The sequence below is a fragment of the Lysinibacillus sp. NPDC098008 genome (assembly GCF_044760715.1).
In the GTDB taxonomy this organism is placed as follows: domain Bacteria; phylum Bacillota; class Bacilli; order Bacillales_A; family Planococcaceae; genus Lysinibacillus.
On the sequence record NZ_JBIWBA010000006.1, the window covers coordinates 61,087 to 79,409 of the forward strand.

22 protein-coding genes are annotated in these 18,323 nt (G+C 37.1%); 6 read left to right on the forward strand and 16 right to left on the reverse strand.

Annotated elements, in window-relative coordinates:
- Positions 1-16: 16 nt before the first annotated feature.
- The 4 genes from ACIQVU_RS08405 to ACIQVU_RS08420 all read right to left on the reverse strand — a co-directional run bounded on the left by ACIQVU_RS08405 (position 17) and on the right by ACIQVU_RS08420 (position 2,524).
- Positions 17-223 (reverse strand): thymidylate synthase, encoded by a 207-nt coding sequence (locus tag ACIQVU_RS08405; RefSeq protein WP_340805672.1) that lies wholly within the window; start codon positions 221-223, stop codon positions 17-19.
- Positions 224-267: 44 nt separating this feature from the next.
- A complete protein-coding gene (locus ACIQVU_RS08410) occupies positions 268-444 on the reverse strand; it encodes a hypothetical protein (RefSeq protein ID WP_340805671.1) in 177 nt (58 codons plus the stop codon).
- Positions 445-570: 126 nt separating this feature from the next.
- Positions 571-1,548, reverse strand: coding sequence for a thymidylate synthase (locus ACIQVU_RS08415; RefSeq protein ID WP_340805669.1), 978 nt, complete (start codon positions 1,546-1,548; stop codon positions 571-573).
- 73 nt (positions 1,549-1,621) lie between these two features.
- On the reverse strand, positions 1,622-2,524 hold the full coding sequence (locus tag ACIQVU_RS08420) for a hypothetical protein (RefSeq protein WP_402894913.1): 903 nt from the start codon (positions 2,522-2,524) through the stop codon (positions 1,622-1,624).
- A gap of 183 nt (positions 2,525-2,707) precedes the next feature.
- On the opposite strand from ACIQVU_RS08420, the gene ACIQVU_RS08425 reads away from it, so the two are divergent.
- The 3 genes from ACIQVU_RS08425 to ACIQVU_RS08435 all read left to right on the forward strand — a co-directional run bounded on the left by ACIQVU_RS08425 (position 2,708) and on the right by ACIQVU_RS08435 (position 5,887).
- Positions 2,708-4,906 (forward strand): ATP-binding protein, encoded by a 2,199-nt coding sequence (locus ACIQVU_RS08425; protein ID WP_340805666.1) that lies wholly within the window; start codon positions 2,708-2,710, stop codon positions 4,904-4,906.
- Positions 4,881-5,507 (forward strand): response regulator, encoded by a 627-nt coding sequence (locus tag ACIQVU_RS08430; RefSeq protein ID WP_340805665.1) that lies wholly within the window; start codon positions 4,881-4,883, stop codon positions 5,505-5,507. Before ACIQVU_RS08425 ends, ACIQVU_RS08430 begins: the two co-directional genes overlap by 26 nt.
- 179 nt (positions 5,508-5,686) lie before the next feature.
- Positions 5,687-5,887, forward strand: coding sequence for a cold-shock protein (locus ACIQVU_RS08435; protein WP_274797030.1), 201 nt, complete (start codon positions 5,687-5,689; stop codon positions 5,885-5,887).
- Between the two features lie 242 nt (positions 5,888-6,129).
- Here ACIQVU_RS08435 and ACIQVU_RS08440 read toward each other — a convergent pair whose 3' ends face one another.
- Positions 6,130-6,717: an SMI1/KNR4 family protein gene (locus ACIQVU_RS08440; RefSeq protein ID WP_340805663.1), complete on the reverse strand. Its 588-nt coding sequence runs from the start codon at positions 6,715-6,717 to the stop codon at positions 6,130-6,132.
- A gap of 407 nt (positions 6,718-7,124) precedes the next feature.
- On the opposite strand from ACIQVU_RS08440, the gene ACIQVU_RS08445 reads away from it, so the two are divergent.
- A complete protein-coding gene (locus tag ACIQVU_RS08445; RefSeq protein ID WP_340805661.1) occupies positions 7,125-7,286 on the forward strand; it encodes a Spo0E family sporulation regulatory protein-aspartic acid phosphatase in 162 nt (53 codons plus the stop codon).
- A gap of 98 nt (positions 7,287-7,384) precedes the next feature.
- On the opposite strand, the gene ACIQVU_RS08450 is transcribed toward ACIQVU_RS08445, so the two are convergent.
- The 6 genes from ACIQVU_RS08450 to ACIQVU_RS08475 form a co-directional block, all read right to left on the reverse strand.
- Positions 7,385-7,744, reverse strand: a complete 360-nt coding sequence (locus ACIQVU_RS08450; RefSeq protein WP_402894919.1) for a membrane lipoprotein lipid attachment site-containing protein — start codon at positions 7,742-7,744, stop codon at positions 7,385-7,387.
- 33 nt (positions 7,745-7,777) lie between these two features.
- On the reverse strand, positions 7,778-8,248 hold the full coding sequence (locus ACIQVU_RS08455) for a hypothetical protein (protein WP_340805659.1): 471 nt from the start codon (positions 8,246-8,248) through the stop codon (positions 7,778-7,780).
- Positions 8,249-8,290: 42 nt separating this feature from the next.
- Positions 8,291-8,776 carry a GNAT family N-acetyltransferase gene (locus ACIQVU_RS08460; RefSeq protein WP_402894922.1) on the reverse strand — a complete coding sequence of 162 codons (486 nt, stop codon included), beginning with the start codon at positions 8,774-8,776 and terminating at the stop codon, positions 8,291-8,293.
- Positions 8,777-8,787: 11 nt separating this feature from the next.
- Positions 8,788-9,135, reverse strand: coding sequence for a DUF3147 family protein (locus ACIQVU_RS08465; protein ID WP_340805657.1), 348 nt, complete (start codon positions 9,133-9,135; stop codon positions 8,788-8,790).
- Positions 9,135-9,533: a MarR family winged helix-turn-helix transcriptional regulator gene (locus ACIQVU_RS08470; protein ID WP_340805656.1), complete on the reverse strand. Its 399-nt coding sequence runs from the start codon at positions 9,531-9,533 to the stop codon at positions 9,135-9,137. The genes ACIQVU_RS08465 and ACIQVU_RS08470 overlap by 1 nt, the downstream gene beginning before the upstream one ends.
- 217 nt (positions 9,534-9,750) lie before the next feature.
- Positions 9,751-11,946 carry a DEAD/DEAH box helicase gene (locus ACIQVU_RS08475; protein ID WP_340805654.1) on the reverse strand — a complete coding sequence of 732 codons (2,196 nt, stop codon included), beginning with the start codon at positions 11,944-11,946 and terminating at the stop codon, positions 9,751-9,753.
- A 412-nt stretch (positions 11,947-12,358) separates the two neighbouring features.
- On the opposite strand from ACIQVU_RS08475, the gene ACIQVU_RS08480 reads away from it, so the two are divergent.
- Positions 12,359-13,012 carry a FusB/FusC family EF-G-binding protein gene (locus ACIQVU_RS08480; protein WP_340805652.1) on the forward strand — a complete coding sequence of 218 codons (654 nt, stop codon included), beginning with the start codon at positions 12,359-12,361 and terminating at the stop codon, positions 13,010-13,012.
- A 213-nt stretch (positions 13,013-13,225) separates the two neighbouring features.
- Here ACIQVU_RS08480 and ACIQVU_RS08485 read toward each other — a convergent pair whose 3' ends face one another.
- Positions 13,226-13,834, reverse strand: coding sequence for a YpjP family protein (locus tag ACIQVU_RS08485; protein ID WP_402894926.1), 609 nt, complete (start codon positions 13,832-13,834; stop codon positions 13,226-13,228).
- A gap of 503 nt (positions 13,835-14,337) precedes the next feature.
- On the opposite strand from ACIQVU_RS08485, the gene ACIQVU_RS08490 reads away from it, so the two are divergent.
- Positions 14,338-14,538, forward strand: coding sequence for a hypothetical protein (locus ACIQVU_RS08490; protein ID WP_340805649.1), 201 nt, complete (start codon positions 14,338-14,340; stop codon positions 14,536-14,538).
- A 721-nt stretch (positions 14,539-15,259) separates the two neighbouring features.
- Here ACIQVU_RS08490 and ACIQVU_RS08495 read toward each other — a convergent pair.
- The 4 genes from ACIQVU_RS08495 to ACIQVU_RS08510 form a co-directional block, all read right to left on the reverse strand.
- Positions 15,260-16,069: a nucleotidyltransferase gene (locus tag ACIQVU_RS08495; RefSeq protein WP_340805647.1), complete on the reverse strand. Its 810-nt coding sequence runs from the start codon at positions 16,067-16,069 to the stop codon at positions 15,260-15,262.
- Positions 16,070-16,296: 227 nt separating this feature from the next.
- Positions 16,297-16,515 (reverse strand): topoisomerase C-terminal repeat-containing protein, encoded by a 219-nt coding sequence (locus ACIQVU_RS08500; RefSeq protein WP_340805645.1) that lies wholly within the window; start codon positions 16,513-16,515, stop codon positions 16,297-16,299.
- Positions 16,516-16,585: 70 nt separating this feature from the next.
- Positions 16,586-17,056, reverse strand: coding sequence for a peptide-methionine (S)-S-oxide reductase (locus ACIQVU_RS08505; RefSeq protein ID WP_340805643.1), 471 nt, complete (start codon positions 17,054-17,056; stop codon positions 16,586-16,588).
- Positions 17,057-17,268: 212 nt separating this feature from the next.
- A complete protein-coding gene (locus ACIQVU_RS08510; RefSeq protein WP_340805642.1) occupies positions 17,269-18,141 on the reverse strand; it encodes an AraC family transcriptional regulator in 873 nt (290 codons plus the stop codon).
- Between the last annotated feature and the right edge of the window lie 182 nt (positions 18,142-18,323).

Sequence of the window (18,323 nt, forward strand, 5' to 3'; positions counted from 1 at the left end):
CAGTGCGACCATCCTGCTATATTTGCTTCACATAAATGACTAACTCTTGGCAGATTTGCCCTTCCTCCTCATAAAAATCTACATTATGAAATTCATATTTAAAATGACCTACAGGGAAGGTTATACTTTCCCCTTGAACTGCCGCTAAAATGCCTGCTACATCTTGTGATACCATTTGCAGCAGCTCCTGTCCAGAAAGAGAATCCACAAAAACAACGTTCACCAAAAACACCTCCTCAGCTATTATAGCTTAGAAGGCGCTTTCATTTATAGTGTTTCTTTAAAGCCTTTTAATCGAATTTCCTCAATCACTTGCATCATTTCGTGAATTTGCTGTTGCGACAATTTGAATGTATTGGCAGAAAGCGTTTGCCGTTGGTCAATCATTTGCTGACAAGGCTGTTTTGTATGCTGATCTACCTGAGATACGATTGTTTTTTTCACAGCTCTCACCTCTATTATTATTCCAAATAACCCCACTATCCATCTAAGCATTTATTACTTTTTATGTCAATTACTGATGGCTTGGCATTTTTGAAAAAACAGCAACCGCTTTGGCTGCTGCTTCTGTTAAACGGCGATGGGTGCTTTAATCGCAGGATGCGGATCATAGCCCTCAATCGATAAATCCTCCAGCTCCATTTCAAAAATAGATGTTTTTGCTGGATTAATATGCAATGTTGGGAAATCTTTCGGCGTGCGTGAAAGCTGCTCCTTCACTTGCTCTAGATGATTGGCATAAATATGTGCATCCCCAATGCTATGAATAAACTCGCCCACCTCTAAGCCACATTCGTGGGCAATAAGATGTGTTAATAAGGCATAAGAGGCAATATTAAACGGACAACCTAAAAGTGTATCTAAGCTACGTTGCATTAATTGACAGCTTAGCTTACCATCTGCCACATAAAACTGGAACATCACATGACATGGTGGTAGCGCTGCTTTGCTGCCCTTTGCACCTGCATTGATAACATCCTCAGGATTCCATGCATTTACAATTAATCTACGAGAGTCGGGATTTGTTTTGATTTGGTTAATCACATCTTGTAATTGGTCAATTTCCTGCCCCTCTGAATCTGTCCAACGACGCCATTGCTTGCCATAGACATTGCCAAGATCACCATATTTTTCGGCAAAAGCATCGTCTGTTAAAATGCGCTCACAAAATGCTGCAAGCTCTTGCTGATATAAGGCATTAAAGGACTCGTCCACTAAACAGCGACGACCAAAATCCGTCATATCAGGCCCTGAATATTCGTCAGATTCCACCCATTTTTTAAACGCCCATTCGTCCCATATATGATTATTATGCTGCAATAAATAACGAATATTTGTATCGCCTTTAATAAACCATAATAATTCACTGGCAACAAGCTTAAAGGGCACGCGCTTTGTTGTTAAGAGTGGAAAGCCCTTGCTTAAATCAAAGCGCATTTGATAGCCGAAGATGCTGTACGTGCCTGTGCCTGTACGATCCTCTTTTTTTGTACCATGCTCCAATATATGTTGTAGTAAATGTAAGTACGCCATTTCTGGATGTGTCATTGTTTGTCAACAGCTCCCTCAAGTTTGCTGTTGACCATTATACCATTTCATTGCGTTTTTTCGTACGTCATTGTTAAAGATTATTCAGCTCTCGTGAAATCTCACTCTCTGCTGTGACGAAAAAGGTTGGCAGTAAAATAATATTCAGTAAGATCGGCCCAACCATCATTAGTAAATCAACGCCTGCGCTAAAATAAAGGCTAAAGGCGGTAATCAAGCCTGAAAAGACAAGAAAAATCACCTGTCCTACAATAATAATGATAGGCACAATTTGATACATATAATTCAGCCTGCGGAAATGATGCATTGTTTCTGGATTATGAATCACCTTGTGCTTTAATTTTCTCGATAAGAAAAAGCAGGCTAATAGCTGTAGCCCTATAAAGCTAAAGTATAGAAAACTATATGTGAGAAATTGCTGTTTTTGAATTTTCCCATCAAAATGACCGACACGTTGATGCAGTAGCTCATGCACAGCTCCCTCATAAATATATTCACGTTCACTAAAAGATGTGAGCGGCTCCTTAAAGCCAAGCGTTGCCCAATCCTTCGTATTGACCGTCCAATCGGATAGCTTGCTCGCTAAAATTCGCAATTGAATCGGGTCCTGCTCGCTAAACATTCCTACTAAAATGCGATAGGGAATCGCAACCTTTAACTGACCATCCTGCTTTTTTTGAAATAAATCCTGAATATAAAACGTATAGGCAACATCTGACTGCTCTGCTTTATAATGTGCATCCTTAATATGCCACTGGCTGGCTAAGGTTGCCTGAATACTGTTGCTCATTTCGTGATAGGGCACATCTTTATGTAACTGCTTTGGGATTTTATAGACAAAATAATTATCACTACCAATCATACAAATTTCGACTTTTACCTTCTCCTGATCTGTAGTGCTAGCGATTGCGGTCAATGGACTGGCAATAATGGCGATGAAGCATAACAAAATAAGTGTTAAACTGCCATTTTTCACGCAATACTCCTCCTTTTCGTCACAGCTCTTTGTTTTACACTATCATAGCCTTGTCCGAAAAAACTATTTCGTTATTCCGAAAAAGCAATAGTGGTTTTCCGAAACTCGCCATTTCGGTATTCCAAAATTAGCAAGAATTAGCGATAATAGAAATAAGTTAGGCAATGAAATGGGGATTTAGCAATGAAAACATTGAAATATAGTATTTTTACGCTCTATTTAGTGCTGGGCATCTATGTATTAGGCATTACGATTCACACACCTTTTGTTAGTATTCTGCTTGATACCACAAGTGGACAGCCTGTTATTGAGAACACCTACTATTCACAATGGGCACAGCAGCAGCGTATTGAACAAGGCGATATTGTGGTGATGATTGATGGTAAGCCAGCCTTAGAAAATCAATCTGTGCAGCTTTCTAGCGTTATTCGAGGGGCACGCACCTTAACCATTCAAAAGGCTGATGGTACAACACATACTGTGACAGCAAGGCATCGCGATATTCCAGAAGAATTGTATTTACAAATTTTATTCCCCATCTTTTATTTTCTTTTAGCTTTTGCTGTAGCTGTGTATTTAGATGCGCGCAATAAAAATAATGTGCCAATGTTTTTATTGACCTTGTTTTTATTAACATGCTCGTTAGCCTATATTAGTACAGGTGCTTCAGCCAGAGGCAATTTAGTTGGGGGCTTTGTTATTGGCATTTGCATTGTGTTATGTATGGTGCTTTTTATCCACTTTTTACAGCATTTTTTCCGTTATCAAAACATCCAATGGCGAGCTATCCATAGTAAATGGCTCTATTTCCTAACACCTATTATTCCTTGCTGTTACTTGATAGAAGCATTTATACCTGCATTGCGAGAAGTCATACCACTGTTAAACTTAAGTTTATTTGCCGTGCTTGTGCTCTACGCTACTTATATTTTAGTGACAAGCTATTTACGCACTAAATTGGCAAAGCTGCGTTTAATTGCCATTGCCTTTATTGTTCCTTTTTTACCGTTTCTATTATTCTTTGTGACACCTGAAATTTTAGGGCATAAGCCATGGCTACATGCAGAGGTGGCAGCATTGTTTTTATTGTTTATTCCTTTCTCCTTTTTGTTTATTCAGGTGAATGAGCGACTGTTTGATATTGAATACCAATTATCTCGCTTGCGCTATTATTCGACATTGGCATTTTTTAGTGCATTGTTGCTTACAGCGGGCATTGCGCTCTTATTTATGGGGCAGCTATCCATTGTCCATCTCACAAGTATTTTTTTGCTAGTGTTTATGGTGATATTGGCAAGCTTTTATATGAAGGAACGCATTGATTTTAAATATCGGAAAATTATTTTCTCCTCTACTGGCAATTATGTACATAATTTATATGCAGCCGTGCAGCGGATGGGCAAGGCAAAAACGCAGCAAGAGCTACTGGAATGCTTTCAATATGAAATCACCGAAAAGCTTGGCACAACCGCCTTTCATATTTTAACCGTTACAGAGGGCAATGCCTCTTTCCAGCAGCTAGACAACTATACACAGATACTGCTACATGATGCAGGCGACGAAAAAATTGTGCTTGAAATTCGGCACACATTACAAAGAGAAGAGCTGCTATGGTTAGAGCTGCTGGCACTGTATGTATCTATGTTTATTAATAATTTACAGTTAATTGAAGATTTAGTGCGTGAAATTCAGCATATGAAAAATACCAATGACACTACACTGCCTTGGCTTGATAAATTGCTATGGAATATTATTGAGAAGGAAAAAAGCATTTTGGCACAGGAATTACACGATACCATTTTGCAGGAGCAGCTTCATTTGGCAAGAGAACTAGATATGCTGGCAGAATCCGCTACCATTAAAAAGGAACGCGTGCTGGCAATTCGGGAGCAGCTATTAAATGCCTCGAAGGACTTGCGGGAGTATTGTGAAAACTTAAGCCCCCCTCTTTTGGATACATTTGGGCTACAAATGGCATTAAAAAAATTAATTCAAAAAGTAAAAATACGTGCTGATTTTTTATTAACTACGCAAATAGAGCGTGTACACTTTCAGGATGCCACATTGCATTTAGTTGTTTACCGACTTGTGCAGGAGCTACTTAATAATGCGATTAAGCATGCCGAAGCAACAGAGGTGTCCTTGCAATTACAAGCAATCCCACATGGCTTTACATTGCAGTATGATGATAATGGTGTTGGCTGCGATATTGAGCATTTAATGCAATCCTCTGCCTCAATGGGCATTAACGGTATTCGGGAGCGTGTTCGTGCTTTTAACGGGACGATCACGATTGAATCCAATCGCAATGAAGGAATGCATATTTTTATTCAAATACAGGAGGACGAGGATTTATATGATGAATATACTGATTATCGATGACCATCCTGTCGTGTTAGATGGTACAAAAACATTGTTACAGGATTTAACAAATGTCCATATTAAGACGGAGCAGGATAGCGGTGCGGTGCTAACAAGAATGGAATCAGAAGCCTTTCAGCTATTTTTAATTGATATTAATATGAAGCCAATCAATGGCATCCAGCTATCCGAAATGATTAAGAAAAAGCAGCCAGAGGCATTAATTATCCTTTATACAGGCTATGAGCTATCGGATTATTATGAGCTATTAATTGAGAAAAAAATTGATGGCTTATTGTCCAAGCTTGCCACAAAGGAGCAGGTTATTCAAACGATTCAGGCAGCCTTTCGTGGTGAAATTTTACTATCAGCCGATTTTTTAGATTTTATCCAGCGGCGCACGCATTTACCAAATGTGCAGCAGGAGGTGCTATTAAGCGATAAGGAGCAGGAAATTTTACAGCTTGTTGCGCAAGGCTGTACAAATAAAGCCATTGCCTCAGCACTAGGCGTTACACAGCGCACGGTGGAAAACTATTTATCGAAGCTCTTTATTAAGCTGAATGTGGAATCACGTGCAGAGGCTGTTATTGTCGCGAAGGAAAAGGCTTGGATTCACTAGTCAGCATGTAGCAGTATATATTTTTCTTACTAAAAGCGGAATTTACTGGATATATTAGTGAAGATGTATTATAATAGAGGAAATGATTATATTCCTTCAAGTGCTACGATGAAGAAACACAGATTCAAATTGCTATTGAAGTAATTGATTGTTGAATTTTTTTGGGAGGGTGTTTACAAATGACACAAGGAACAGTAAAATGGTTTAACGCAGAAAAAGGCTTCGGCTTCATCGCAGTGGAAGGTGGCAACGATGTATTCGTACATTTCTCAGCAATCCAAGCAGATGGCTTCAAAACATTAGAAGAAGGCCAAAAGGTTGAATTCGGTGTAGAAGAAGGTAGCCGTGGACCTCAAGCAACGAATGTAGTGAAACTATAATCTTCACCTAATATAGACGTGCAACATTAAAAGACATTCTCATTGCAGAATGTCTTTTTTGCATAGATGTGGATTGTGATTGTTGCATAAAGTGCATTTTGACATGCCTCTACCTACATCCTACTAAAAATTTCAATAAAAGTCTATTTCTTTTTGCGCTACCATGGGACAATCATAGTGCGCACAAATAACATACCGTTATGCCCCAACAAGCTGGAGGTTATAGAACATGAGCAGCATGGTCATTCGAATTCCTCCTCGTAAATAGCTGCAAATTCATAATCCTCTGCCATTAGCTGCTGTAAGTATTCTTCAAAGGACGAAGCAATGACCTCAAAGCTATCAGGGTCATGGACATAGCGTATGACTTGCCCCATTTGCCCACCTTTATTCGGCGAAAAATCAATATACAGGCTCGACGTGCCACCATTATTCATGCAGTCCGCAAAGCATAAGCGCTTATTCAATGGCACATCCATAGCGATTTTATCATCTACTTCCACATATTCTAAATAATCTTGATAGCGCTCAGCAATGCTTTCATGCTCATTATGATAATCTGCCACGATTTGCTCAACTGACTTTAAATAATACGGATAGTCCCCTAAGTCAGAGCCTAGCACAAGGACACAAAGCGTTTCGTCGCCATGCTTGCAATAGTATGTACCGTTCACATCCTGTAACAGCTCCAGCAAGGATTGTGGGCAATTTGGAAAAATAGCAAGCAAGCTTTGAAGTTGTTGAGCTGTTGCCCCAAGCGCTCGCTGTAATTGTAGCTGCTCCTCTTCTGGTAAGTGCTGTTGTAATTGCTGAAAATAGGTTGTACGCATTAGCCTCTCCCCTTCTCGTAAACTTTCGATTTCTTATACTTTAGCAAATAAAATCCTCTATTTCTAAACATAATCGAAGCTAATTTGATAAAATATGACAAAACACTAGCGCGATTCATAATTCTAATCATTCCTAACTATTTTCTTCATAGTAAAAAAGATACAATTTTTTTGACTATTCTACATACTCAAAATAGTCAAAATATGGCTGTATCTTGCGCTATTATTCACTTTCCTCCTTATGCCTAATAAGGGTCTATATTCTTATCTAAGACTATATGACGAAATTCACCTGCCGTACACAATGTGACATTTTTTTCACGAACATTGAGATACAATGAAAAAGTTGAATCGAGGTCAAGGGAATTTCGTGCAAGAGTATCGGGAAAATATAGGAGGAAAATATTGTGGTAAACTTATTACTAAAAAAATTCTTGAAGGCAGAAATCGAAATCAAACGAAGAATTATGTATAAAAAAGCAAAAGACCTTGGTTTCACCCACCCTACTGTGGTAGATTATAGCCAGGAACTGGATGTCCTATTAAATAAATATTCAAAGGCATCTTAATTTACTGTATGTGTATGTCATTCATTTTAGTAGCTGTATTTTTAATAACTTAAAAAGCTTGCCTTGACAATTAATTGTTCAAAGCAAGCTTTCTTTTTTTACGATTGATTTTTCACTTCTAATGTTTCACGATTGGATTGCCACTCGATCTCAATCGTTGGCTTGGCATCATGTTTAAACAGCTTAGCACTTTCCTTTTTCGTAAAAGCATAATAGCCCTCTTGATTTACTTGAACATCCGCCACATTGATCGCTTCCTTCGTTCCTTCCACCGTAATCACTAAAGGACCTAAATTATGGTGATCGCCAAGATAAAATAAGTGTAAGCCTTCCTCTGTATTACTATGGTATACCGCCTTCCAATGTTTGCTTTTAGCGATATAATGCACTTCCTGCTGAGGGCTTTGGCAAGCTGCTAGCATCAGCAGCAGCACAATTGGAAAAATCCATTTTTTCATTGGATAGTCCCTCCTAATCTTGTATCATTACTTTCAATCCTGCTGGGCAGGTTGAAGCTCGGCTGTTAATGTAAATGGTATATGTAAATACTCATATTGAATAGTGATTTTCTTCATATGCGAAGCTGTGACTTGAATCGCATAATGCTGTGGCTGTTGACCAAGAGCTTTGGGGTCTATGTATTGTCGCGGCAATAGCGCAACTTGCGTTAATTTCCGAAAGGAGATATGTTGATTCCCCTCCAGCTTTGTTTCGACCTCAAATGGCTCAGCCTTACTAATCACAAGCTCCACGCGTTCAGGTGGCTTATCATTAACAAGCACCTGCTTCAGTTGAATATCACGCAAGCCTTTATTATCTAGCGCAATAATCGTGACTGCCTCATTGTCCTGCCTTGTCATATAGCTTTCCAGCTTCAGCGGTGGATTACTTTTTAAATAAAATAAAAATAACACCCCAGCGATAAGCACACTTAATAATAATGCAAATACTATTTTTTTCATAGCAACCTCCTCTTGTTCAGTATAACAAAAAAACAGCCCAACTTATCGCAAGTCAAGCTGTTTTTGTAAACGTAGTTCATCTCGTATCGGAATACCATCATTGCCAATAAGCGGGATGGAGGGCTTATAGGCTCTTGCCCGCTCGACTGCATTCGGCAAAATTTCGACAAGATAATAGCCACGCTTTTGATAAAATTTTAGCGCATGTAAATTATCATTCGTTGTAATAAGTGATACGCTTGTACAGCCCTGCTTTAACGCCTGTCGCTCAACAGCCTGCACAAGCATAGCACCAATTCCCTTACCCGCTTCTACACTATCCAGCGAAATAATCTCACAATCCTTTTCGCAAATGCTATACGTGACTAAGCCAATAATCTCTTGCTGTTCATTACTATAAATAAAGCCCTCAAGCTGACTACAGTCATAGATGCCCGTAGAAATAACCATTTCACTACTTCCCCAATGGGTTGTAAAAAACTGTAGCACCTTTTGCTGAGGAACTTGTTGAATTGTTTGTATTGTCATCCGTTAGCTCCTTACATTGAAATATGAAAAACCCCTGCAATCACTTTTTGAATGCCTAAAAACACTGCCCACGATAAAATACCTAAGCCAATGGCGAACACAAGATGCATGGAGGACTTCATTGCCATATAGATTACAAACAGCATAAACATCGTAGCTGGTAAACCAACAATAACGCCTACTGTAAAGCGTTGAATATGCTCGCTCGACTCACTTTGCACCGTCAGCCAAATAATACTTAAAATACTCACTAATGGCAATGCAGCAATAATGCCTCCGTAGGTCGGAAATCTACGCGCAATCTCTGTTACAACCCCAATAATGGCTGCCGAGCTGATAATTTTCACTAGCATATACATTATTTTGCCACCTCGCTTAGACGCTGAAATGCCTGCAAAATTGCCTGTTGCTCCTGCTCCGTTAAACGATCAAGAGCAGCCTGTAGCTTCGTATCATCCAATTCAGTATTTTTCTTCAGCACCCGCTGCCCCTCTGCTGTTAAATAAAGCAGCACCTTGCGTTGGTCCTCGGCGGCGCGCTCCTTCTGCACCCAGCCATGACGCTCTAGCTTTTTGACATGCTCAGACGCTGTATTGTGTGAAATATTTAATAACCCCGCAATCGCACGCACCGTCACCTCATCTTCCTTTTGAATCATCTGTAAAATACGCACACTTTGGTGGGAAATCACATCCTCATGTGTTGTATGGAGATGATAAAATATCGTCGTAAAATAACTATTAATCTCATTAATCATCGCTTTAGCTCCTTTAATATATCGCTCCAAGCGATTATATCGTAAATAACGATATATTTAAAGCCTTTATTTTTAGGTAACTAAAAGAACCTACTCGTTAAAGCTTCTTTAAGAGTAGGTTCGTTAAATTTTTTCAAGCTGCTAGTTCGCAATAACATTGCATATTTTGCTTGCTAAAACCTGTTTCTATTGTATTTAAAGGTCACTGTTACGGTTTTTATGCAAATACAGTTTCCTCAATATCTTCATTAATATTTTGTAACGGTGCACGTTTAAAGGTAAATTCAAATGTATCACCGCTGTCGATTACATGATTTATTTCATCATACATATCATAATGACTAATACCCGATAATTTAGCCCAACCTTTTGAGCGTGTCAAGCCAACAAACAGTTGATTGCGTAATTGTATATTTCCTTCATTACTAGCCACTAAATCAGCACCTACTACATAAACCATATGTGCTTCATTTCCTTTAGCACGTGGGACAAGTGAAATCGTTACAGCCCCTTCTTCCCAAAATTGATCTGGCTTTTTATTCTTCCAATTCAAAGTGTCCAAAATATTTTTACCACTTTCAGCAGGTATATAAATATCAATTTGATGTTGCATTAATACTTTTGCTACCTCTTTTTGGAGATCAGATGCTTCCCAAGCTTCGCCTAATACAATGACTAAAATATTTTTTGAAGCCTTTAAATAATCTTTTTGTAAATTATTTTTAATTTCTGTCGCAAGAGCTTGAAGTTCTTCATTTCTTGAGATATACGTTTTAAATTCCAATACCGGATTATTCCAAACCTTTGGAACAAGATTAGGAGAGTTTTTACTAGGGCGTTGTAACACTATTTTTTCTCCTTGACGGAAGTTCCCTTCTAATACTTCATAACCAATATTTTTCCAATCATCTTTATTTGTAATACCTCGCAGCATACCATCTGGACGTAATAGACCCATACCAATAGCATGTGCAGCTGTTAGAATAGGTCCCGGTGTACGATAGCAGCGATGCATAATTTCACTTTTTCTAATACCACCTTTATGTATACCAGAAACAAACTGCTTAAACTCAGGAGCATTTCCAAAGAGCTCACGAGCTGTTGGAACAACTAGATTATCAAGACTTTGACTTTCGTCATATGCCCAAATAAGTCTACGATTGGTAGGATCAGTTTTATCAACTGGACGTAATACTTGATATGCAAGCCAATAGAATGGTTGTTTATCTTCAAACTTATAGGCATCGCTCACCATAAAATCTTGACCTTCGTCAATTAAAACTGCATCAAATAAAGGTGTAACTTCTGGCACACTTTTTAAAAATTGTGTACATATATAGCCTAAGGAATCTCCCGTTCCTCTGATTCCCTGATCCTTAGCATCGTTTACAGTTAATTTTCTTTCACCGTGCACGTCGCAAATATAACTATAGAACCCCTGTTTACTTTTTCCTCCCCACGAATGAAGAATTTTCAATTTTTTTCCTACTTCTTTGTTATAACATACATCACCATTACTAAAGTGTCTTAACCACTTATCCACTTGACTCACAACTTCTTCGTATAAACTTCTTGAATAGAATACAAGTGCAATATCCCAATCTGGATGCTTTAAATGCATATGCGCTGCTTTTTGACAAAGTAGAACGGATTTACCAGACCCTGCAATTCCACGGATACGTTGTGGTCCAGACGGAATAGTTTTCCCAATATTTTCTTGTTGAATATCCATTTCAGAAAGTTTTTCACTAAGTGAATTCACAACACCCAAACGAGTTGTAATATCACTTTGTGCTACAGTAATTTCTTTTCTATAAATTGGTGAGCCACTTAAAATGGATAGTATCATTTTCCAGTGCTCATCATTAATTTCTTCACCTTTTTGAATATTAATAGTATTTTCTATTTTTGCTAGAAGTGTAGCACGCCCTAAGTCATTATTAAAAATAATAGGAGGCACACTAGGCAGACGGTCAAAACCATGAGAAATCCATTCCTCTTCAGAAATATTAGGCAGTGCAATCAAAACTTTACCACTAATTTTCCTACGAATCGCTGCTTCACGATCAAAGATACCAAGAAGGGAAAATAATTGATTTTCTGCTTGCTGATAAGGATTTCCTGTATGTTCATAAAAATCTTTATATTCCCATAAATGACCGTTAACTGCCACAAGTTGATGAATAGTTATTGATTTTACCTCAATAATTATAATTCCATTATCTTTATCTGCAATCAAGATATCAGGCTCTTTACGTGTTTGACCAACATTTGTGAATAAAGGATAGCGCCAGTAAGCTAGACATTTATCAACCTTTTCTTTCTCACGATAAGCTTGTTTAATTGAATCCCAAACTTTTTTTTCACCAGATTCTCCTGGTTTTCCTAAATACTCCGTTTCAACAAATGGCAATATTATCAAACCTTTCACATAAAATTCAAAAAATAAACCAGTATTATAATACTATATAATTACTTTTATTACAAATTAACTAAAATAATAAGACCTATTTATTAGAATAAGCCTTCATATTTGTTATTTTCAGTTATTAAAATTCATAAAAAAATAAGCAAGCTAGAATTTACTTTGCTTAGATATATTTTTTTATGTCTTTTTCCGCACAGCATCGTTTTTTTCATGTTAATATATCTATAGGTATCTATACCAATCGTTTTCTTTTAAGGAGGAATCAATTTGAACGCATTCACTTGTAATGCCTGCTCTAGAACTACCTCTTCTGGTCAAAGAGGTCTATAAAATATACATTGAAGGATCTCTTTAGGCCAAATGCACAAAAAAGCCTACATTACAGGAGAGATTTCAAATGGACAACCAAACAATTCAGCCGTTCTTAACGGTTGCTAACTATCATTTACTTGAGCAGCAATTAAATAAAATTTTACATGCATTAACAACGACAAAGGATCAAAACGTAATTTTAGCTGTACGTGGTCTTGTGGACCATGAAATTACGACAAAATTAGCCCTTTCCACAGAGGAAACAAAGCTTATTGAACAGCTATTTACCGTGACAGATCGCGCACAAGGTGAGGCATTTTTAGCGCAGATTAAGCCCTACGTTATGCCGTTCACGCCTCTTACAGTCAGCACGCTAAAAAGCTTATTTAAAAAAGAGAAAAAGCTCAAGCTACCAAAGCTGGAGGAGCTTGACTTCTCTCAAATTTGCTATTTAGCTTGGGATGACCCTGGCACACATCGTAAATATGTGGTGCTTGAGCAGGATGGACAGTTTAAAGCCATTAAAGGCACATTCTCCAACAATACAATTCGTGGGATTTGTGCTGTCTGTAATCGCCATTCAGATGTAGGGCTCTTTACCACTTCCGTTAAAGGGCAAGCTGTAGGGACCTATACCAACCACAGCAATTACATTTGTGCAGATAGCCAAACGTGCAATGCTCATGTAACAGACATAGATAAAACCATCGCATTTTTCGAGCGCATTACACAAAAATAATCAATCAAAAAGGCAGAGATGTTGTGTAAAAACAACACCTCTGCCTTTTCTGTTTAACTGGGAGCCTTTATTACAAGCTATCCTGCAAATTTTGGATTCTATCCGTCATAGTTGCATTTCTATCCACCACATTTGGACTTCTATCCGTCACTCTTCCAAGTAATGTTTATCAAAATAAAAACACTCGCATGTTCAACGAGTGTTTTTGGTCGTTTATGATAACCATTTCGGTGGTGTGTTTTTGTTCCAATAGATATCGCCTAGGTTGTGATGTGCCATAAAGTTGTCCTCGGCACTGTGGTAATGGAAGTTGTAGTAGTAGCCTTCCAACGGTCTTTTTTCCGTACGTACATGGAAGCGAATGACATCTGTGCCTGTTGCATGATTGATCACATTAAAAATTTTTTCACCATAATGACCGCTTGGCTTTTCAGAGATTGTTAAGGATGCTAGTGATTGCTCGTCCAAGCTAGCTACGGTCATTGCAATAGCTTCTTCGATTTTTGGGAAGATAATATTATCGAATTCATGGCTAATTTTCGGACCGATTTTTGTACCAAACTTTATGTACGATTGCTCCCTTGCTGCATCGAGAAGCAGGGCATTATAATCAACCACTTCCTCCTGTATTTGGCTCTCTTCTTCCCAGCTAGTCGCTGTTTCTGCTGCAACCGCCGTGCCTGTCCCCGATGCAGAACCGATAGATGCGCGGTTAGAAGAGCCTTGATCAAATGCATCCCAAATTTCATGTGTCGGCGTAATTAAACCAAATGTTAAAAACGCCACCATGATAACAATACTTTTTTTCACCCACGTTTTCATTTACTCACACCTACTCTTTATGTACAAATTGGTAATTCTCCTTATTATTATATACGTTCTCGCCATTAAAAGGTTTCATATTTCTATAATTCATTGTACAATATTTATGAATAATGTGTCGTTTTTTTAAAGGAGGTACAAGCATGGATATCGCAATCGGTATTGGTCTTTTATTAATGTTAGGTTACTTATCATCTTTATGCTTCACGGACTAATTTTATTATTTTGCAATAAACACTCTTTTATGCCCCAGTTACCTTGATCTGAAAGGTTTTCTGGGGTTTTTCCATTTTTCTTTACATTGCATTTTAGTGCAAAACAATGCACGGAGTTGGGGCTAAAAAAATTGCTTGGCAGCGTGTAAGTTATAGAATTAAAACTGAACAGATGGTATTAACAAACTTAGTACCAGCGATTGAGTTTTAAAAAATTTTGAAAAGCTAACTTAAAATTACCTGCATCATTAATCATGAGTATTAACTCCATTAAAAAGGAGGCATAACATGGCTGATATAGAACAAGCTTTACATCTACTTAAACAACGACAATATCAATTAGAGTTGGACATACAACAATTAGAATATAAGATTAAGAGAGCCTTTCACCATAAGAAAGACATAAACCCGATTGAGTATCTATACCGATCAGAACTAAAAGTAGCTTTACGAGAAAAACTGAATAAAGAACGGCTTTACACAAACTAGAACAGCGCCAACGACAATTATCAGAAAAGATAGAGGGTGTTAAAAACAGAATGAAAAAAAACTGATGAAGAAATTAACCAACGAGATTATATATATGTATGAGAACTTAGTGCAACAATGCACGAAGTCTTTGAATGTACATTAATAGTTAGACATTTCATAAAATAGTTTTCGACTTATCTTTTCCACCTATACACATTGCTGTATTATTGAAAATGCAGAATAGTATTTATAATATAAAATAAAAAGGATTCGCCAGCTTTGGCTTTGGCGAATCTTTTCACTATAAAAATCCATATATATTGCATATGTGAACTACGGTGTTAATTGCAAAATACTTTATATAACATTTGTAGCTTTGGAATAAAGTTTAATCGAAAACTAAACTATCTATCAATGTTTTTTCACATAGCCACCTATCCATTAATGGCTGTCTAAAGTAATGCTCTTGAATGGCTTACCTTTAGAAGGATACTTCTGTTATTAAAGGTGATGGAGATAACATTGTATTGCCATATATAAATACACCTGTTCCAACAATTTCATTTGTTAGACAAACTCCATTACTATCAAGGTACTCTTCTATTGTACTCAATAAAGCTTGAGCTTTTAAAGATAAAGGAATATCCGACCACCTGCTTTTCACATACCTAATCAAAAAATAGAGAGGGTATCCAAATTTTTGGTACCCTCTCCTATTTATTAACTATCCCTTTACAATTTAAGGACGATTCGTTAAATAAGAATGTAATTTCTTTAGAAATGCTAAATTAATGTCAAATTTATAATCATCAACAAGTAAACAAGCCAATCCCTCAACTACATGCAGTGCATTTGAATAAGCATGATATAATTCTTCTTTATCCAACTTTGACGTAATTGAAGTATATTCACTATATGCCTTTTCTGAAAGATCATCTTCCAAATTTTTTGTAGCATTTAGCCAACGTTCTACGCTTTTTTCACGAATTCTAATCAATTGTAAAACGTATTTTTGAACATATGTTAGACATTCCAACGAACGTGCAATTTCCCCTCTTTTCAAAACATTTATACCCATTATCCATGCGTTAACAAAGTTATTAAAGGCAGAATTGACATTATCATTTGTCATTCTTTCTGGTCCTTCACCCTTTAGATAATCTAAACATACTTTTAATTTACCTGTTATATCATAAATAAACATGGATTCTGTGTCAGGGAAAACACCTGTTTCTTTAAATGTCTTAATAACTTCAATCTCAGATTCAGACAGAAAATGAAACTCTCCTCTAATTAAATTGGAAAACACGACAACTTCTGACCCATATTCGTTAATGAAGTGTAAATCATATGGAGCAATATCTCTAATCCAGTCAGAAGACTCAAATTGTTCAATTTCTGTAGTCTTTAAAAAGATGTAGAACTCAACATCCGAATATTGATCCCCTTCACCTTTTGTAAACGATCCATACATCATACACGCAGAAATACGAGGATCCTTTTCACACTTCTCTTTAATTATATTAATTAATTTTTCCTGTAATAGCATATACAAAATAACCTCCTATATTTTTTAAAATTATAGAAACTTTTGCATATCTACTACTGGACAACATGAGCAACACATATCTAATGCTCCTTTCATTTACAACGAAATAATCATATCAAATTTATTAACATACGACAATTATACTTATCTTAGGTTACGTTCCTTGCTTAAATAAGGAGAATTATATTTACTTATTGAAACATATTTTGGTGAATCCTCAAAACAATTTATTCGGAAAAATCAAAAGTCACTTTTCCATCCAAAATTTTCAATCTTGCATCAAACGATTTACCCGCTTTGGATTTAAAACCGTTAATGACAGCTGTAACCCCTTGCTTTAGGATGTTTTTCTCAGTGAGCTTTTTAAATGCAACTGTTTTATTAATAGAAAACTTACAGCCATTTTTGTACTCACTACAGCCAATGAACGTTTTACGATCAATCATTTGACCTTTTTTGCAACAAGGACAGTTACCTTTGAATTCGCTATGTCAACTTATTTTTCAGCAATTTCTCCTACTTATACTTATTTAATAGTTCTTCTGGAATATGACAGTAATCATTTGGACATCTAGTTAGTCTGTCTTGATGCTCCTCTGCGCTTCTTATGTAGTTTGTCAGTGGTAATACTTCAACAACGATAAGGTTGGCATCATTTCGCTTATCAATAAATGCCCTCGCCTCCTGTAAGTGCTTAGGGTTTTCACTATAGACGCCTGTTCTGTATTTCTCCCCAACATCCTGTCCTTGTTTGTTCAAGCTGTATGGATCAATGATTTCAAAGAAATAGCCCATTAATTCCTTGATTGTGACAACGGTTGGGTCAAATTCTGTTTTTACACATTCGGCGTACCCATCATAATCCCCCTCCAGTGTCTGGCTTGTGCCATTCGCTCTTCCTGCTTCTGTAAGCTGAACGCCAGGTAAGGTTTTTATAAAGGCTTGTACGCCCCATAAACATCCGCCTGCAAAATATACTACCTCCATCTTGACATTCCCCCCCTTCATTCTAAGTAAATAGAGCTTTATGATTCCATATTATGAGCTAACTGCTGAACACAAGTCAAACTTCAACGAACTAGGATGTGTATTGAGAATTCCGTGTCAGTAATAAGCTTTTCGATTACACAACCATTTCAACAAGACCAGCAGGGTTTTTCCTCACTGGTCTAGTATTGCCCTATAATAATTATTCGCGTTTATCGCCCGCTATTTTTTTCCTTCACAGGCATCCAAATTTCGCTATAGACATTTTCCGAAGTACCATTGTGCTCTGTAAAGGAAATCCCAGGCATATCCACTACCTCATAATCGGACGAAGGTAGCCATTCAGCATAGATTTTAGCATGAGTTTCTTGCAGTGTAGCAGGAAATGGCCCTCGATTAGGGAAAATTGCCCATAAGCTTTCTTCAATCGAAAGCTGCTCTAAATCATCGAATCGGTTTTCTTTTGTCGTTGCAAAACCAATCATATGCGTTAAATATCCTTTTTCTTCTAAGAAACCATCATCAAAATCATAGGATACATTCAAGACTTGATGTGGATATACATCAGCTAATTGATGCATTTCATGTCTTTGCTGTTCGGTAATGGACTGGGCTAGCTCTATGATAGCCTTATTTTCACCCTCGAATTGAATGGGTACTCTTTTCGATACACCTACGATATGAAACTTCTCTTTCCTCTCAATTTTAAATTCCATTGATATCCCTCCTCTTATATCGATAAAAAATGAAAATTTGGGAAATGATTTTTGAATTTTATTTTTCGCTACTTCTGACGGTAAAAAACCGCTCCATTCACGAAAGGCTCTTGAAAACCCTTCGATCGATTGATAGCCATATTTATAGGCAATATCGGTTACTTTTGCACCGTTAATTAATTCAACATTGGCAACTGATAATCTTCTGTTTTTGATATAGTCATTCAATGACATGCCCGCCATATACGAAAACATTCTTTTAAAATGATAATCAGATAACCCTACAATTTTTGATATTTCTTTGCCAGAGATTTCTTCCGTTAAATGGTTTTCAATGTAGTCCATTAAATGATTAAATTGTTGTAGCATTCATTTCCCTCCTTTACAACTACATCTTAGCGATAAAAATGATGGTTTACTCGATATTTACGATACGGAATATATCGGAACCTTTTACTAGCTACTGCACAATAACAATGGCTACGCTACTTCTTTATAAATACTCTCGATTAAATAGACATAGTGCCAATCACCCTCCCATTTTAATTCAT

Excerpts from the sequence above, each read along its gene's own strand:
- ACIQVU_RS08460 (WP_402894922.1), bottom strand. The coding sequence starts at position 8,776 with ATGACAATACAAACAATTCAACAAGTTCCTCAGCAAAAGGTGCTACAG.
- ACIQVU_RS08470 (WP_340805656.1), bottom strand. The coding sequence starts at position 9,533 with ATGATTAATGAGATTAATAGTTATTTTACGACGATATTTTATCATCTC.
- ACIQVU_RS08430 (WP_340805665.1), top strand. The coding sequence starts at position 4,881 with ATGATGAATATACTGATTATCGATGACCATCCTGTCGTGTTAGATGGT.
- ACIQVU_RS08490 (WP_340805649.1), top strand. The coding sequence starts at position 14,338 with ATGGCTGATATAGAACAAGCTTTACATCTACTTAAACAACGACAATAT.
- ACIQVU_RS08495 (WP_340805647.1), bottom strand. The coding sequence starts at position 16,069 with ATGCTATTACAGGAAAAATTAATTAATATAATTAAAGAGAAGTGTGAA.
- ACIQVU_RS08415 (WP_340805669.1), bottom strand. The coding sequence starts at position 1,548 with ATGACACATCCAGAAATGGCGTACTTACATTTACTACAACATATATTG.
- ACIQVU_RS08485 (WP_402894926.1), bottom strand. The coding sequence starts at position 13,834 with ATGAAAACGTGGGTGAAAAAAAGTATTGTTATCATGGTGGCGTTTTTA.
- ACIQVU_RS08440 (WP_340805663.1), bottom strand. The coding sequence starts at position 6,717 with ATGCGTACAACCTATTTTCAGCAATTACAACAGCACTTACCAGAAGAG.
- ACIQVU_RS08510 (WP_340805642.1), bottom strand. The coding sequence starts at position 18,141 with ATGCTACAACAATTTAATCATTTAATGGACTACATTGAAAACCATTTA.
- ACIQVU_RS08435 (WP_274797030.1), top strand. The coding sequence starts at position 5,687 with ATGACACAAGGAACAGTAAAATGGTTTAACGCAGAAAAAGGCTTCGGC.
- ACIQVU_RS08455 (WP_340805659.1), bottom strand. The coding sequence starts at position 8,248 with ATGAAAAAAATAGTATTTGCATTATTATTAAGTGTGCTTATCGCTGGG.
- ACIQVU_RS08425 (WP_340805666.1), top strand. The coding sequence starts at position 2,708 with ATGAAAACATTGAAATATAGTATTTTTACGCTCTATTTAGTGCTGGGC.
- ACIQVU_RS08500 (WP_340805645.1), bottom strand. The coding sequence starts at position 16,515 with ATGATTGATCGTAAAACGTTCATTGGCTGTAGTGAGTACAAAAATGGC.
- ACIQVU_RS08450 (WP_402894919.1), bottom strand. The coding sequence starts at position 7,744 with ATGAAAAAATGGATTTTTCCAATTGTGCTGCTGCTGATGCTAGCAGCT.
- ACIQVU_RS08505 (WP_340805643.1), bottom strand. The coding sequence starts at position 17,056 with ATGGAGGTAGTATATTTTGCAGGCGGATGTTTATGGGGCGTACAAGCC.
- ACIQVU_RS08480 (WP_340805652.1), top strand. The coding sequence starts at position 12,359 with ATGGACAACCAAACAATTCAGCCGTTCTTAACGGTTGCTAACTATCAT.
- ACIQVU_RS08465 (WP_340805657.1), bottom strand. The coding sequence starts at position 9,135 with ATGTATATGCTAGTGAAAATTATCAGCTCGGCAGCCATTATTGGGGTT.